This is a genomic window from Actinoplanes cyaneus (genome assembly GCF_016862095.1).
GTDB lineage: Bacteria > Actinomycetota > Actinomycetes > Mycobacteriales > Micromonosporaceae > Actinoplanes > Actinoplanes cyaneus.
Map to the genome: position 1 here is coordinate 1 of NZ_BOMH01000103.1, position 16,957 is coordinate 16,957.

A 16,957-nucleotide genomic window follows, 5' to 3' on the forward strand; every position below is an offset into this window, starting at 1 on the left:
GGCCGCCGGGTCCCGGCGGGCCTCGAGGGCCAGTCGGGTCGCCCGTTCACGCAGCTCATCGGGGTACTTCTTCGGTGCCGCCATAGCGAGATTCTCTCCTAGGTTTGGATGTCTCCATCAAACCTGGGGCGGGACAGAACGTAGTCGGATGGATCGCCCGGCCCGCGCTCACGTTTACTGATCTGCCGAAAGCAGGGCATCCCCCGAGCCGTCGACCTGCGGGCCGACATTAATGTCAGGCGTCGGCGCACGGACGAGACACAGACAAGGTCGGCCGTTCAGCAGGCGGACGGTGACGGTTACGGCTGGGGTGCGTAGCCTGCCTGCGCGGCGTACTGCCGTGCCGCAGCCTGCTGGGCGGCGACGGCCTGGCTCGCGAAGTTCTCATGCGCGCGGGCGAATCGTACGGCCTGCCCGTCATTGGTCACCACGCCTCCGGCGATGCTCGGGCGAGTACCGCTTCCGGCGACGAGGGCGCCACCCACGAACAGCACGACGCCGACCAACGCCCCGATAGGGGCTGGCTTGCTCAGCAGTTGCACACTGGCGAACCACAGCAACAGGCCGACGATGAGGCTGGCCCAGCCTGTCAGGGTCTTGGTGACCTCTTCCCTCTTGCATCGGGCACAGAACGGCCACGCCGGTGATACCACCGTCTTACGGGTCACTGCCATCACGACGACGTAGACGATCACGCCTAGCAGGATCAGCCAACGCGAGGTGTCGGAGACGAACCGAATCTTCGCCCTCTCGACGGCCGCTTCACCATGGCGTGCGCATACCGTCGGTGTTCCCCAACCCGCGGCCACGAAATTCGCCGGGACGTACACCTCGACCGACACCGCAGTCTCCTTGCTCCCACCAATGACGGCACCATGATCCACTGTCAAGCGGCGCTGAGCAAGACGCAAGCGAAGGAGGCTGCCGGTGCCGCCGAGCGCGACGCCAGACATACCTCACGGGCGGATACGGGCAGCAAGAGACAAGCCTGCCTGTAGGCCCGCCCCGGTGAGGCCGGGATGCCGGAACGGAGCTGGAAGGTGATCGACTCTGAGTTGCAGTGAGGTTACCGGGCCGCGAGCTGCTGTCTCTAGTGGAGATACTCACATCAATGATCTCCCGTATGTCGATGCGTCTCCGGGAGATGATGTCGCGATCCTTCAAGATCCGTATGCGAGAGGGTCCATGTTACATACATCGAAACCAAGGCGGCTGGCTCTCGTCGGCGCCGTCGTCACTCTGGTCTCCGGAGCCGGCGTTGTCGCGGTGGGAACACCGGCTCTCGCCGATCCATCCGCGCCCAGCCCGGCACCGACGTCCACCACCGCCAAGAAGCCGAAGAAGGCCGAGAAGCCGGCCGATCCGGTGCTCGCGGCCATCGCCGAGGCCCGGACCAGCCGTGAGCCGGTCACCGTGCCGACGCTGGCCGATGAGTACTCGACCACCTCGGCGAACCCGGACGGCACGCTGACCAAGCTGACCTCCTCCACCCCGCAGCGGGTCGACCAGGGCGGCAAGTGGGTGCCGATCGACACGTCGCTGGTCAAGCGCACAGATGGCAGCTACTCGCCGAAGGCTGCGCTGAGTACGCTCTCGATCGCCGCCGACGGCAGTACGAAGCTGCTCACCATTAAGGACGGCCCCAAGGAGCTGACGTTCTCCTGGCCGGAGAAGCTACCCAAGCCGAGCGTCGCTGGTGACACCGCGACCTACGCTGACGTGCTGCCCGACGTGGATCTGCAGATCACCGCGGACGCCACCGGCTACTCGTCGATCTTCGTGGTCAAGAACGCGCAGGCGGCCGCCAACCCGGACCTGCAGAAGCTCGAGTTCGGGCTGACCGGCACCGGCGTCAAACTCGCCGAGACCCGCGACGGCGGCGCTGCGGCGACGGACACCGGCACAGGCGAGGACGTGTTCCGTACCGGAACCGCCTTAATGTGGGACAGCAGCCCGGGCAAGGACGGCGCCACTCCCGCGGTGACCGCGGCCGAGGCCGCGGCAGACCCGGTTGCGGCCCACGAGGCGTCCGCCGAGCTGGGTGGCAAGCAGGCCAAGATTAAGGTCGAGGTCGCCGGCGGAAAGCAGACGCTGTCGCTGGACAAGGCGCTGCTGACTGACAGCGACACCAGGTATCCGGTGTACGTCGACCCGTCCTGGGGCGGTGGCTCGAAGGGTTCCCAGCTCAACTGGGCGCGAATCTCGAGCAACGGCTGGAACGTCTACAACTCGACGTCGAAGACCGGCTCGGCGCGGGCACGCATCGGCCTGGACGACTGGCCGGAGTACGGCGGCGAGGGCGAGAAAGCCAAGACTTACTACAACATGAACACTTCCGATATCCGGGGCGCGGAGGTCAGCGAGGCGACGCTGTACGTCACCCACACCTGGTCCGCGACGTGCGCCAGCACCGCTTCGGTCGTCTACGCGACCAAGTCCCCGAGCAGTTGGAACTCGTCCGGTCTGTACTGGGGACACGAACCGACCGCGCTGACCGGGGTGCTCTCCACAGTCAAAGCCGGAAAGGTCAACTGCGGCACCAAGTCGGAGAAGGTCAGCCCGCCGACCCTGGCGTTCAACGTGCTCAGCTACGCCAAGACGGCGATCACCACGACCAAGCTGAGCAGCCTGACCTTCCGGGTCGAGGCGAAGGATATGAGCGACAAGATGAGCTGGAAGCAGCTCGGATATGGCGGCGGCGCGAACCTGTCGATCAAGTACAGCTACCGGCCGTACCTGCTCAACGGCACCGGCAACCCGGCGGCAACGCCGAGCCTGCCGAATGCGGGCAAGACCGTCACCACCACCCCGACCCCGACGCTGTCCGCCCAGGGCGCCAACCAGACGGTCTCCGGCGTCAGCGAGCGGGTCCGCATCCAGTACCAGATTTACAACAGCACCAAGGGCACCCGGCTTTACACCGGCACCAGCGGCTTCTCCACCACCGGCGAGCGCTGGGCCACGCCGAAATTGGCCGACGGCGAGTACTACTGGCGCGCCACTGTGCAGAACGAGTCGGGGCTATGGTCGAACACGTACACCGCCTGGCAGAACTTGGTCGTCGATACGAAGGCGCCCGGCGCGCCGACGGTCAACTCGGCGAACTACCCGGCTGACCAGGTCGGTGACGTGTACGGCACGAACGGCACCTGGGTGATCGGCCCGCACGATTACAGCAACAATGTCGTCGGCTACCTGTTCACCCTCGACGCTGACCTGGCCAACGTGGTGTACGCCTCGAACAAGGGCACCCCGTGGGCGGTCGGCACCGCGATCAAGCCGGGCACGGTGTACTTCGCCAAGGCTGACAACGGCCCCGGAACCGGCACCGCGGTGATGAACGGCTGGACCGTACCGACCTTCGCCCCAGCCACCGCCGGCTCGCACGTTCTGCAGGTCAAGGCGGTCGACCAGGGCGGGTCGACCTCGGTGCAGACCACGTACAAGTTCAACGCGGGCACCACCAAGCCCATCTACGTCTCCGGCGCCAAGATGTTCGCTGGCTACACCGAGGCCAACACCGACGGCACCACGTCAGCGGTGCCGAAGGCCACTACGACCTCTGCCACCGGGTCGGTCTCGCAGCAGGACAGCGGCAGCGCCGGCTTCTACTTCACCTCCGGCGGGCAGCTCATGCTCTCCGGCATGTCCGCCACCAACAAGGTGCTGCCGGGCGACACCGCCACCGTCTCGTTCAACCTGCCCAAGGCCGGGGTCTGGGACATCGGCGCGAACCTGGTCACCTCGCACGACTACGGCACCTACTCGCTGGTCCTGGACAAGGGCAAGGACAGCCAGACGGTGCTGATCGAGAACTTCGACGCGTACGGCTCCGGCCGGGTCTCGACGACGTACCGCAACTTCGGGACGATCAAGACCGCCCTCGGCGCGCCGCGGATCCTTACTCAGGGCGTGCACACCATCACCCTCACGGTGCTGGGCAAGAACGCCGCCTCGGCCGGCTACCAGGCCGGCATCGACCTGGTGCGGCTCGGCGCGGCGATCACCTGCTCGCTGGACAACACGGCGGCGTGCCTCAACAACACCGCGATCAGCACATACACGGCCGGCAGCACGCCGACGATCACCGCCGCGGACGCCGACGGCGCCGGATACAGCTTCGAGTCGGCCGACTTCAAGGCCCGTGGCTGGACCCCGGGAGCCACAGTCACCGTCAACGGCGCGAAGATCAAAATGCCGTCCGCGTACGGCAACGGCACCGTCGACAACATGCTGGCCTCCGGGCAGTACATCACCGTGCCGTCGAACGGCTCGGTGGTGAACAAGGGCAACGCGCTGATCCTCGTCGGCTACTCGACGATGGGCAGCGGCGGCGTCACCGGGGCGTCAGGCACCATCACCTACACCACCAGCAGCTGCGGGACGAAAGCACAGCCGTACTCGATCGACAACGCCTCGGACTGGGCGTACGTACCCAGCAGCGACACCGCCCTATCCTTCACCCGCCGCAACGGCAAGGGGGCCACACAGGCTGCCGGCAACGCCGCCGTGTGGGCGGTGAGCGTGCCCCTGCTGTGCCCCGGTGCTGCGGTGGAGAGCATCACCCTTCCGCTGGTGTCGAACATCGCGCAGGACGGTGTGCCCTCGGTGCACTTCTTCGGTCTGGGCATCCGGCCGACGTCGAACACCGGCTCAGCCAAGTGGGTCGGCACCTGGGCGGCCGCGCAGGACACCGCCGCGCTCTACGACGCCAACCCGCCCAACGCGGCCAGCACGCTGACCCCGCAGACGGTCCGCTTCCCGGCGGTGCTCAGCATCGGCACCGGCGGCGACACCCAGCAGGTCCGGGTCCGGGTCGCCAACAGCCTCGGCAAGACCCCGGTGACCCTGAGCGCGGTCACCATCGCGCCCCAGGACACCACCACCGGTGGGGCCACCGCGGCCTCCACCCCGCTGCCGCTGACCTTCGGCGGCTCCCCGGCGGTCACCCTGGCAGCCGGCACCGACCAGCTCAGCGACCCGGTCACACTGAGCCTGCCGCAGCTGTCCACCGTGCTGGTCAGCATGAAGGTGGCCGGCACCGTGACGGCGATTTCCGGGCACCGGGACCCGAAGGTTCCGGTCTACATCACCGCCGACAGCGCCGACCACACCAAGGACATCGCCGCCGGCAGCTTCAAAGAGACAACCATCGACGGCATCCCGTTCGTCTCCGGAATCGACGTGACCACCTCGGCGACCGCGCCGGCCGGCGCACTGGCGCTGTTCGGCGACCAGACCGTCAACGCCGACACCAGCACCCCGGACGGCAAGAGCCAGCTCAACGGCGAGCTGGCGCAGATCTTCGCGGCCAATGAGGACACCGGCGGCAAGGTGCCGTTCGGCATCCTGAACCTGGGCAGCAGCAGCTGGGGCAACCAGACCTCGCTGCCGACCAGCACCCTGGCCCTGGGCACCAACGCCAAGGGTCAGATCGACCGGGCGCTGCTCAACCAGTCCAACGTCCGCGCCGCACTGCTCTCGGCCGGTGCCGCTGACCTGCTGGCCTGCACCGCCACCACAGCCGACGCCTGCGCGAACGCGGTCGAGACCAAACTGACCTCGATCGCGTCGCAGCTACACCAGTACCAGGCCGACGACGTGACCAACGGCTCGGTCAAACTGCCCACCAAAAACGGTTCGATCAAGGTGTACGCCGCCACGATCCCGCCGTTCTCGGTGGCCAACCCGCCGACCGCCCTGCAGGAGCAGGCACGCCTCTTGGTCAACGACTACATCCTGGGCAGCCTGAAAGGGCACGCCGACGGAGTCATCGACTTCTCCGAGGCCGTCTCGGCCGGCATCGCGGAGGGCTCCACCGCCACCTACGACACCGTGCTGAGCGACTACCTGCGGGCCGACGGCACCGTCCTTCGGCCAGCTGAGGCCTACTACGAGGCTTTGGCCTGGCAGTACGTCACCAACGCCGACAAGTCCGACTGGATCGTCGACGACCAGAGCGGCGGCACCGAGGACGGCGCCGACAGCAACGCAGTCTGGGAATTCACCGACGACGGCGGCACCACCGCCCGCGACACCGGTCACGGCACCGGCACCGGCAGCAACCGGACCCTGCACCCCGCGACGCTCACCGACGTGACGTGGGGCAAGAGCCGCCAAGTCGGGTTCAGCGCCGGCACGTTCAACGGCACCAGCAGCTACGGCACGACCGGTCTCAAGCCGAACACCACCACGAGCTACACCGTCTCGGCATGGGTGAAGCTGACCGACGGCTCAGCCGACCGGCCGGTGTTCTCCCGTGGCTCGGTCGGCGGCCAATCCTCGCTGAGCCTGATCTACCAAGCCTCCGACAAGAAGTGGGCGGCAGAGGTTCCCACAGCGGCCTCCGGGATCGCCACCGAACGGACCACCGTGTCCTCCGACGCCGAAGCCAAGATCGGGGTCTGGACGCACCTGGCCGTCAGCTACGACGCGGAGACCACGACGCTCAGCCTGTACGTCAACGGTCACCAAGACACCAGCCGGGACTCGGTGCCACCGTTCAACGACCCGAACGGGCCGACCTACATCGGGCGCAGCAAAGACAGCTACTTCGCCGGTGACATCGCCGGCGTCCAGGTCTGGGCCCGTCCGCTCGGTGAAGCCGAAATGCAGACCTGGGTCGAACCGATCGAGGTGCTGGACTGGGAACTGAACTGGAACGGGGCGGCGACCGACGCCGAGGACGGCGCGTTTTACAACCACCCGGGCGTGCTGACCGGTGGGGCGAGCTACGTCCAGCCCGGTCACGCCAAGCCGGACGTACCGGCCGGCGAGGCCTCCGACACGGTCGCAGCGCACTTCGACGGCGTGGACGGGGCGATCACCCGGGACGCGGTCCTCAACACTGATCAGTCGTTCTCGGTGTCGGCATGGGTACGCCTGGCGAAGACCGACGGGAACTACACGATTGTCAGCCAGGACGGAACGCACACCGCGCGGTTCCTGTTGCAGTGGAGCAGGACCAACAACAGCTGGCGGTTCATGATGACCGACAGCGACGTGGCCGAACCGGCCACCAAGACGGCCGACGCCCCGGCCGGTGAGGTGGCGCTGAACACCTGGACGCACCTGGTCGGGGTCTATGACGCCTCGGCCGACACCGTCGCGCTCTACGTCAACGGCGTGCAGAAGGCGGTGTCCCCGGCAACCTCGCGCTGGAACGCCACCGGCACGTTCGCGGTCGGCCGCACCATGTGGCAAGACCACAAGTCGGACTACTTCCCGGGTGACATCGACGCGGTTCACGCCTACCAGGGCGCGATCGCACCCGACGACGTGGCCTGGTTATACGAGCAGTAGTCCTTGATCAAACCCCGACCGAAGCCGGTCTTCGCAGCCAGCGGAGACCGGCTCCGCCCGTTTCCGCCATTCAGCCGGCCCACGACCACAGGTTGTCGGCCAGCCCCGGGCCAGTGCGCTGATCTGCCCGCCGACTCGATTGGGCCCGCCTCCAACCCGGTAAGTATCGGCTTTGACAACTCCCGCAACAGTTCCGGGAGAGAGACTGAAGCCGTCCTTGCCGAGGGTCTTTACGAGCTTCCACCCCTTGTCGACGACTCCGCCGTAACCGTTACCGCCGGCACTTTTGCCGCCCCCGCTACCGCTGCCACTGGAGCCACTGCTCGGGGTGGTGATCTTGCCGGGGTTGGTCGTGACGGTCGACGCGGGGTCATGCCGGCACCGCGCCTGCATCGACTCGGTAGCCGATGCGGGCGCGTCTCAGCTCCTTGCCACCCGAACGATCAGGCCGTTGCCTGATCCTCCGGTTCGGCCAGCCGCACCCACGACTCGAACGGACAGTTGCTGCACGTCACGTGGCCTCGTCGGCCGTTCTCGTCACGGCGAGCAGACCGACCCCGCAATGCGGGCAGGTGGCCGCGGATCATGGATCATCCAGCATCGCCATAACAGCCTCAAATTTGCTGATTTCTCTTACGTAAATGGCCTGCGCCTAGTTCGAGACCTCCCGCTCACCCGGGGTGAGTCCACCGTCGTTGCGAACGAGGACCAGCACCCCGTCGGCGAGAACGTGATACGGGTGGCATATTCACGGCCGACACGGAGCGTAACCTTTCGGTGCGCGGCTCTCACCTGGTCTTTCCGAAACGGTCCGGCAGCGGATCGGGCTATCGGGTGGCGTTGACGGCAACATGGGCGGAAGCCAGCGACGTTGGCCGTCGGGCGGGTTTGGCCCGGCTATCCGAGGTAGGGCGTGGCTCGGTATTCGGCGTGGTGACGGAGCCGGAGCCGGACGGTGTCGTGGATCGGGATGCGGTCGAAGTCGGCCGGGGCAATGAACCGCATGTCGGTCGCAAGCCGACAACCTGACCACGGGCGGCGCTGGTCCAGAACTGCTTTACGTAATCAAGAACGGCCCCGGCCGAAGCCGGGGCCGTTCGCACGCGCTATAGACCTACGGCCCCGCGTGCACGCCCATAACACCCGTGCACGTGCGCGAGCTTCACAAGACGTGGGCGGCTAACTCATGCGCAGAAGCGCATCAGCCTTGCCGCTCACCCCACTGCAAGAAACTCGTCGCAACCCGATTTATGCTTGGCGATCAATGTTCTCTTGTGACGGCAACGCGACACACCGCGACACGCGTCCATGACCGAAGACCGACACTTGGCCACAGCGGGTCAATCACTCAATTCCGACCAAACAAGGAGGCGACCATCGGATTCGCGGATTAATAGGTCGTCCCGCAAACTCAGCAATCCTGCTATCTCCCGCATATCGAAGCGCGCCAAGAAGAACACGAAGTGAAGGGGGAACGGCGGCCGACTTCGCGGAAGATTGTCCGCATCGAGTGATAGATTAGCCCGCTCGGCAGCTTCACAAAGCAGGGCAATGAACAGCGGAAAGAACTCCTTCTCGACCAGATCGTCAGCGTCCTCCACGACAACGACAACGGATCGTTTCCCATGCCAACTACCATGAAGATCATCGAGGCAGTCCACAAGCCCATACCAGTTGTGGCCGAAATACGAGGGGAAGCTGAGCTTCTCCGCGAACTCAGCAAATAAACCGGCCACATCGGTCATTTTCATGGAGTCAAGTTCCCGGATCACACCGCCAGGCGCAAGCTCCCTTACCTGATCACGGACCAGCTGGTCGCCAGCTTGAGCAATCACCACCCATGGCTCAACCGGTGCCTTTAGGTCAAATGATGCAAATGACTTGATCACGGAAATTCCCCGACGTAATAGAAGGTCCCGTAGTGGTCCGGCGTGTAATAGGCAGACCCTGATCCTGATTTCGGCGTCAGCAATCTTTCTTCGCCACGAATTGGCCTTGAGCATCCCGGAAAGGAGCAGACAGGCAAGTCAGCGGTTGCGTTGACGTCCCATTCTCGATATGCACCTCCGGGCAAATCGCCAGCCTTATTGGCCCAACTCCCGTTACCGTCATACCCCGACACCTTACCGATACCGCCAGTCCGGCTCTTTACCTTGTCCAGCATGTCGAACGCCTTAGCGGGAGCCGGCCCCTCTACTACTCCCACTCCAGCGGGGCTGCCGGACGCCCCGCCGTGTGGGCCACACAACGGTCCCGTGTTGTGGACGAGGACTGGGGTTTTACCGGCCAACACATAGTACGTGTGAACGCCGTCAACGGTCAGGTTAAACATGCGCTGCTGCCCTGCGAAGGCACGCACTCCGTCGACGGTCGCCGGAGCCATCGGGACGGCCGCGCCGAGTGTTTCCCCGGGTAGCAGATCATTGGTGGTGACCCACCGATGGCGCTGTTGGCTCCAGAACGGATGTTCCTGGGTGGTGTGAACGACCGCCGCGCCGTCATCCGTTTCGACAGTCAGGTCAGCCAGCGCCGTGTCGGTGTTGACATGCAAGGCCGTGACCTCGTGCGCCGCGGTCTCTCCTGTGTCCGGATCAGTGGCAAGAACCTCGTCGCCGAGTTTCACCTCGTCGATGGATTTCGTGCTGCCGTCGGCCATCAGCACCAGTGTGGTCGGCGCGAAACTGTTGCAGCCTTTAGGCTGCGGGCCACCGTTGCCTGCCGGGTTCTCCCTCGGGGAGACCGTCTGCCCGGCCTTGGCGGCCGCGTCTGTCGCTGCGCCGGCCGCCGCGGAGTCTGTTGCCGCCGCTTCGGCTGTTGCCGCCGCGTCTGTGGCGGCCTCGCCGGCCGCTGCGCGGGCACCGGCCCCCCTGCCTCCGATGGCCAGCGAGCCGAGGAAAAACGTCACGTTGCCGGCGCATTCGGCGGTCCAACCGTTCGAGCAGTCCATATCGCGGTTGATGCCGTCACATGAGCCGAAGCCGCAGCTGACGAAGTCCCAGGCGAATTTGGCGGTGCCCTTGTGCTGCTCGATGCAGCCGTCGATGCCGAGGTTGACGGCGCAACTCACCGGGTTCGAGTTCTGCGCGGACTGCAGGAGCCCGAAGCCGTCCTTGCCAAGGGTCTTGACGAACCTCCACCCCTTGTCGACCACTCCGCCGCCACCGTTACCGCCGGCACTGTTGCCACCGTTACCGCCACCGCTGCCACCGTTACCGCCACCGCCACCGCCACCGCTGCTGCTGCCGCTGCTGCCGCTGGAGCCACTGCCGCTGGAGCCGCTGCTCGGGGTGGTGATCTGGCCGGAGCTCGTCCCCGTGCCGCCGGTCATGGTTCCGTTGCACTGGGGACACGCCCGGCCGCCGCCGCCGCCCATCTCGTTGGTGGTGCCGGTGGGGTCGCTTCCGGTGATGGGGTTGTCGCCCGCGTAGGTGTAACCACCGAGTTGGTTGGGGTCGGTGACCTGCAGGACCGGGTCGGCACTGATGAACCGTCCGAGAGCCGGATCGTACTTGCGGGCGCCGAGATCGGTGTATCCGGTAGCGACGTCCTTTACCGCGCCCAGATAGCCCCGTGTCATGTCCGGCCAGCTCAGCGTGTTCGCGCTCCGGCGTTCCCCACCGTACGGCTTGTACTGCTGCCGCGAGATCTGCTGGCTGGTGGTGTCCATGGCGAGGGCCGCGGTGCCATGCGGATCGTTGAAAAGGTAGTCCGTGCCGCCGCCGGGCAGGGTGGAGCGCACGGCCACAGCGGACCCGGATCCGCCGTGGCTGTACGTGCGTACAGCGCCGAGCGACACGGCCGGGGTCACCGAGGTGTTGATGACGACCTGCGTGTCACCGGCGAACAGTGTCGTGCGGCCGGGGTCGCGCCGGATCAGCTGGTTGCCGTCGGCGTCGTACAGGTACTTGGTAACCGTCGGTGTCGCGCCGGTGGTGGTGACGGTAGCGAGGTGGCCTTCCTTGTCCCATTCCAGCTTCTGCCCGTTCCCGGAGGCGGGGGTACGGGTAAGCAGGTTCCCGGAGACGTCGTAGGTGAGCTTGGCCGGGTCGCTACCGGTTGCGGCGGTCAGGGTGTGCGGCTGCGCTCCGGTGCGGTTGCAGGCGGCAGCGCAGCCGAGGGTGTAGTCGGTGGTGGCGTCGGCCGCGCCGTTGATGCCGTGGTCGACCAGCCTGGTGCGGCTGCCGATGGCGTTGTAGGTGAAGGTTTGCCAGTACGCGCCGGGACCGGTCGCGACCTGATCGGCGGAGGGCTGGGCGGTCGCCGGGTTCGGGCAGTCCCCGTTCGCGGTCCAGGCGTCGGCGAGCCGGTCGAGGCTGTCGTACCGGTAGCACTGGGTGTCCTTGACCGTGTTACCCGTCTCGGACTGCAGGTTGGTCACGGACAGCGGGTTGCCGGCGTCGTCGTAGGTGTATGCCGTCTCGTCGACGACCGGGCCGGGTGCCTGGGCACGGCTGACGGTGCGGCCGGTGAGCCGCAGCGTGTACTCGTCGTACGCGTAGATCACCTCGGCCTGGTTGGTCGAAGCGCCCATCGCGACCCGTGACGGCTGACCGAAGTCGGTGTACGTGCTGTCCGCGACGTACAGATCGATGCCGCTGGTCCTCTTGGGCTGACCGAGCAGGTCGTACTTGTAGGTGATGGTCTCGCCGGGGAGCCCGCCGGCCGCCGGGTCCTGCTGCTGGGCGAGATGTTCGGTGTTGCTGGTGTAGGCGTACTTCGTCTCGTATTCGAGGGGCAGCGGATCCTCGGCGCCGGGCAGCGAGATGCTGGTCCCCAGCGGGTTGCCGAGCGTCGTGTAACCGGTGACGCCGACCGTGTAGCCACCCGTGACGCCTGGCACGTAGCGGGTAGACGAGGTGGGCTTGCCGATCCGCAGGGTGTCGTAGGTCCAGCTCGCGAACTTAAACTTGGACGCCTTGTCGGTGGCGGTCAGCTTCCGGCCGAGCAGGTCGTAGGTGTAGGCGAGCTCGTTGCTGCGAGCGTCTTTGGTCGTCGTGATGCGGCCGGCGTCGTCGAACGTGGTGGTGGACGATCCGACGTCCGGGTCCGACTGGGAAGTGGGCCGGCCGCGCAGGTCGTAGCCGTACTTCCAGGTGGCGTTGTCCGGACCCACCACGGTGGCTTGCTGGCCGGCCGCGGTGTAGGTGTATTTGATGCTCTGGCTGACCCCGCCGCTGGTCGTGAAGCCACCGAGCGGCGTGCCGGAGACCGTGGGCGCTGTCGTGTATTGCTGCAGCTGGGTCATCCGGCCGAGTGCGTCTACGGTCTGGGTCGTGGCGACCGCGCCGTTCGGCGGGATCACGGTGGTGGTGTCGCCGGTGTAGGCGCTGCGGGAGTGCCAGGTCTCCACGCCGTTGTGCTCGGCGGTGGTTTGCGTGGCACGGCCCATCGCGTCGTGGTCGGACACCGTGGTCGCCGGGATCGACACCTGCGACAGGTGGTCGGAGATCAGCGTGTCGCCGGGTGTCCCGTCGATCGCGTAGCCGTCGTTGGTGAGGACGGTCCAGCCGTGCGAGTCGTACTGGGTGTCCGAGACGACGGTGCTGTCGTTCGCCCCGGTTGCCTGCGTCTCGAGCGGGCGCAGCAGGGCGTCGTACAGGATCTTGTTGACCGTGTAGCCGCCGTCGTCGCGCAGGGTGTTGGTGGTGACCACGGTGGGCGCGGTGCCGGACAGCCGGTAGTCGTAGGTCATGCTGGCCGTGGCACCGGCCGCCTTGCTCCGGTTCGGCATCCAGACCGCGGTGACCCGGCCCAGCCCGTCGTACGTCCGGGACGTCACCTGACCGGCCACGTCGATGGTCGCCAGGGCTGACTGCCGGGCCGGATCCAGGGTGATCGCCGAGACCTGGCAGTCCTTGGTCGACGCGGTGACGGCCGAGCAGTCGGCGCCGGCGGTGACCTGCGTGACCGTGGCCGAGCTGACGGGCAGTGCGCCGGAGGCCGGCGAGTACCTGGTGAGGACGACCTGAGCCAGGCTGCTTCCGTCGGGTGCGGTGGAGTCCGGCGTCCGGGTCGCGGTCAGGATGCGCCCGTAGCTGTCATAAGTCGTACGGGATTGGTTCACGAACGCCGTGGCCTGCGCGCCGCTGGCCGTGCTGGCCTGCTGCATCAGGGTCGGCTGGCCCTTGGTCGGCCTGGCCGGGCTGGTCTGGCCGTCACCGTTGTACGCGAACGCGTGCCCGTCGTACGAGATCCGGTTGTCCTTCAGCAGCGTTCCGCCCGGAGACGCTCCGGCGGTCGCGCAGTCCTGGTCGGTCACGATGGTCTCGGCGGTGACGACCAGGGTGTCGTCGGTTCCGTCGAGATACCGGGTGAAGGAACAGGCCGGGGTGTTGCCGGCGGCGCCGGGCTCGCCGCGGTCGACGGATTGCACCGGCATGCCGGTGGTGCTCTGGCCGAGGGTGGTGTTATAGAACGTGTCGGCCTCAGTGGTCCGCCAGCCGTAGGAGACCTTCTGCCGGTTGACGGTCCTGGTGACGCGCACCATCTTGGCCTGCAGCGCGGGCAGCTTGAACCGGGACCGGGACGCGGTCGGACCGATGATCATCGGGACGGTGACGCTGCTGTGGTCGACGCTCCCAGTGGCCCCCGTGTAGGTGACGGTCTCGAAGGCGCGTCCGGTGAACTCGTCTCTGTCCGAGACCGAGATGCCGCCGTCGGTGCTGGTGAGCGACGTGTCGGGCCGGGTCTTGCCGCCTGGCAGGGTGTCACCGTTCATGCCGAGGAAGTAGTAGGTCTTCGTGAGTGTCTTCTGGTCGTGGACCGGGGACTTGTTCGTGTAGTGGAAGACGCCGGTGTCACCGGTGGTGACGTCGACCTCGGGGTAACCCCGGAACTGGCCCCAGGTGCGGTACCTGGCCTTGGTCACCTCGTTGTCGTCGTAGTGCCAGCCGGGGTCGCCCCGGTAGGCGTACTCGGTGACCAGCTTGGGCTGGGTGCCGTCCTGGTACACGTTGTATCGATCGATCGTGGTGACCCGGCTGACCGGGTGGGTGTAGAACCAGTCGATCAGCGGCGCCCCCTGCCCTTCCGGAGTCCAGTACACCGGGAAGCAGGCGGTCTTGTTCGTCGACGCGAACTTCTGCGCCGCGGTGTCCTTGGTGTCGCTCAGGTCGCTCGCCGGGACACCGGTGCAGTCCGGAGTCGTGTAGTCCACGAGGCTCTCGGCGCCGGTCTCGCTGATCACGGTGCCGATCCGGTGGTAGAACATGCTCGGCATGCTGGGGATCGTTCCGACCCGGTTCTGCAACTGCCGCGGTGTGAAGCTGGTGGTGCCGGCGAGCGCGCTGCCGGCGGCCCCGCCCCTGGTGTCGAGGCCGGTGTGGGTGATCGAGGACAGCCACAGCGTGGGCGCGTGGTCGCCGTTGTCGGGGAAGTCCTGGTCGAGGTCGTAACGGTCGACCTTCTGGGTCTCGCCGCCGACCTGCACCTGGGTGATGATCGTCGTGAGGCGCTTGCGCGACCAGAAACTCGGGCCGTGCAGCTTGCAGTCCTTGCCGGTCGAGCAGTTCAGATCGATCGGCGTGTCCGGCCAGTACTCGGGGTGGGCCTCGGTGAAGTCACCGGCGGCGCAGGTGTTTCCGGCCGGCACTCCGGTGAGGCAGCGCTCCGCCGTGGTGAACAGGACCTGGGACGGGGCTGTGCCCGAGTAGACGGTCGACGCGGTCATGCTGTAGTCGATGCGCTTCAACACACCGCCGCGTACGTACTCGACCGCGGTGTCTTTGCCGTTCGCGCCGTAGTACCCGGTCTCCGGCGCGTAGTAGTACGCCATGGCGTTGCCGTTGAGGTCGACGACGTAGTCGAGGTTGAAACGATAGCCGAGCGTGCACGAGGTGTCCGCGAACGTCGAGCTGGACGAGCAGGCGGCCGGTCCGCCGGGGATCGCGGCGCAGTCCTTCTTGTCGGTGTCGGAGCATTCCTGCAGGTTGGTGGCGTTCGCCCGGTAGACCGGGACGGTCCACACCGACTTCGTCTCATCGTCGCCGGAGCTCCAGCCGGGCAGCCGGTTGAGACCGAAGTAGTACTGGACGCCACCCTCGGTGACCTTGAACGCCTCGTGGTTGTCCGTGTCGTTGGTGGCGTTCGACAGCATCTCGACCTTGGTCGTCGAACTGTCGCTGACCGGCCGCAGCTTGCCGCCGTCGTAGACGAGCTGGGTGGAGGAGCCGTTGAGCGAGAGGGTGAGGAGCTGGCCGCCCCAGCACAGGTCGCCGCTTTTGTCGGGCGCGCCGGAGTTCTTCAGATCCTTGCAGGGCCGGTAGGTGCGTTCCACGAAGTTCTCGGTGCTCGACCAGCCATCGCCAATCCAGGAGGACTGGTTGTTGGTGCCCGCCGTACGCGCGTCCTGGGCCGCCGAGTTGTAGTTGAGACCGATCACCGGGGCGGCGCCGGCGATCGACGGCGGAACGGTGATCGGATAGTTGTAGGTGAAGGCGCCGGTGTTCCCGCCCGACGCCCAGCTGCCGGCCGGCGAGAGGCTGGTGGCGGCGTAGTCGCCGCTGCTGCCCTCGGCGCTGGAGGTCGCCGCGAGCACGGTCGTCGTCTCCGCCAGCGCCGAGGCCGCGGACGCCGTGGCAAGCTTGAGCTGAGCGGTCAGCGGATTGGCGGCACCGGTCTGCACCGGCGTCTGAGTGCGGCATTTCGCGAGCCGCGGGGTGGTCATCGCACAGGCCGGGAGCTGGACCAGGTGCAGCCGGGAGGCGAAGTCGCCGCCGTAGGAATTGCGGAACGAGGACTCGTCGACGTTCACCGAGACGGTTCCGCCACCGCTCTCGGCCCGCAGGCTGAACAGCACACCGCGGACGCCCGCGGCCTGCGCGCTACTGTCGTCGGCCGTGGTCACGCGGACCTTGCCCGGCGCTGCGCCGGTCGCCCCGCGCCCGACCGCGATGGGGGTGGCCGCCGCCACCGCGGACGTCCCCGCGCCAGTCGGCAGGGTGACGGTAGCGCTGCGGGCCGGAGGTGCCTCGGCATGCCCGGCCGGGTCGAAGCGCTGGTACTTCTTGTGAACCGTGACCTGTCGCAGCTGCCTGCTGTTCTTCGACAACTGGACGCGAGGAAGCTCCTGCGGCTTCGGCGGTGCGGTGTCCCGCGGTGCGGCCGAGGCACCCTGCGCGACCACCAGATTCAGCAACGCCGGAAGCATCAGCCCCAGCGCGACCGCGAGGACTCTTCGTCTGGACCCCGACACCAGACGTGGCGCCGGGTTGATTCTGGACAGCATGCGGTGACCCTCCCCCGTGTAGCCGCGCCTTGTGGAGAGCAACGAGCGGCATCAAAGAAGAAGATCATTTATTCAACTCCGAGCCGGCGCAAGACTATTGAGATCAAGTCGTCCGAGTCGGACGGACGCCTCGGGCACGGCTTGCGCAGTGGACCCGGCACTCAGCAGATGACCGTCATGTACGCGGGGCGCCGCGCGCCGGTCAGCCTGGTGCGCGGGCGGCCACCGCTCAGGCGCAACAGCGAGCAGGTGGCGCCCGGAGTCCGCGACTGGGCGGGTGCGCTGATCCGTGCGACCGGGACGTGCCGGCTAGCCACGGATCCGCTCATAGAGCGACGAGGGTCTTCAAATTGCCTTCCGTGGCAGTCACAATGAGCGCATCCAGCTGGAAAATCCTCCACGCCTCACGCGTCAGGCCGCGTCGTTCTT

The 16,957-nt window shown here is 66.8% G+C and carries 5 protein-coding genes; 1 reads left to right on the plus strand and 4 read right to left on the minus strand.

What is annotated here, in order from left to right; translation table 11 throughout:
- Positions 1 to 299: 299 nt before the first annotated feature.
- The gene (locus Acy02nite_RS45060) at positions 300 to 842 is read right to left on the minus strand and encodes a hypothetical protein (RefSeq protein ID WP_203756019.1); all 543 of its coding nucleotides are present in this window, start codon (positions 840 to 842) and stop codon (positions 300 to 302) included.
- Positions 843 to 1,266: 424 nt separating this feature from the next.
- Here Acy02nite_RS45060 and Acy02nite_RS45065 point away from each other — a divergent pair, with 424 nt between their 5' ends.
- Positions 1,267 to 7,302, plus strand: coding sequence for a LamG-like jellyroll fold domain-containing protein (locus Acy02nite_RS45065; RefSeq protein ID WP_203756021.1), 6,036 nt, complete (start codon positions 1,267 to 1,269; stop codon positions 7,300 to 7,302).
- Between the two features lie 1,340 nt (positions 7,303 to 8,642).
- Here the strand turns inward: Acy02nite_RS45065 and Acy02nite_RS45070 are convergent.
- The 3 genes from Acy02nite_RS45070 to Acy02nite_RS45080 form a co-directional block, all read right to left on the minus strand.
- Complete coding sequence (locus tag Acy02nite_RS45070; protein WP_203756023.1) at positions 8,643 to 9,191, minus strand: barstar family protein; 549 nt, start codon at positions 9,189 to 9,191, stop codon at positions 8,643 to 8,645.
- Complete coding sequence (locus Acy02nite_RS45075) at positions 9,188 to 16,528, minus strand: polymorphic toxin-type HINT domain-containing protein (RefSeq protein WP_203756025.1); 7,341 nt, start codon at positions 16,526 to 16,528, stop codon at positions 9,188 to 9,190. Before Acy02nite_RS45075 ends, Acy02nite_RS45070 begins: the two co-directional genes overlap by 4 nt.
- 161 nt (positions 16,529 to 16,689) lie before the next feature.
- A complete protein-coding gene (locus Acy02nite_RS45080) occupies positions 16,690 to 16,845 on the minus strand; it encodes a hypothetical protein (RefSeq protein WP_203756027.1) in 156 nt (51 codons plus the stop codon).
- Between the last annotated feature and the right edge of the window lie 112 nt (positions 16,846 to 16,957).

Excerpts from the sequence above, each read along its gene's own strand:
- Acy02nite_RS45075 (WP_203756025.1), bottom strand. The coding sequence starts at position 16,528 with ATGCTGTCCAGAATCAACCCGGCGCCACGTCTGGTGTCGGGGTCCAGA.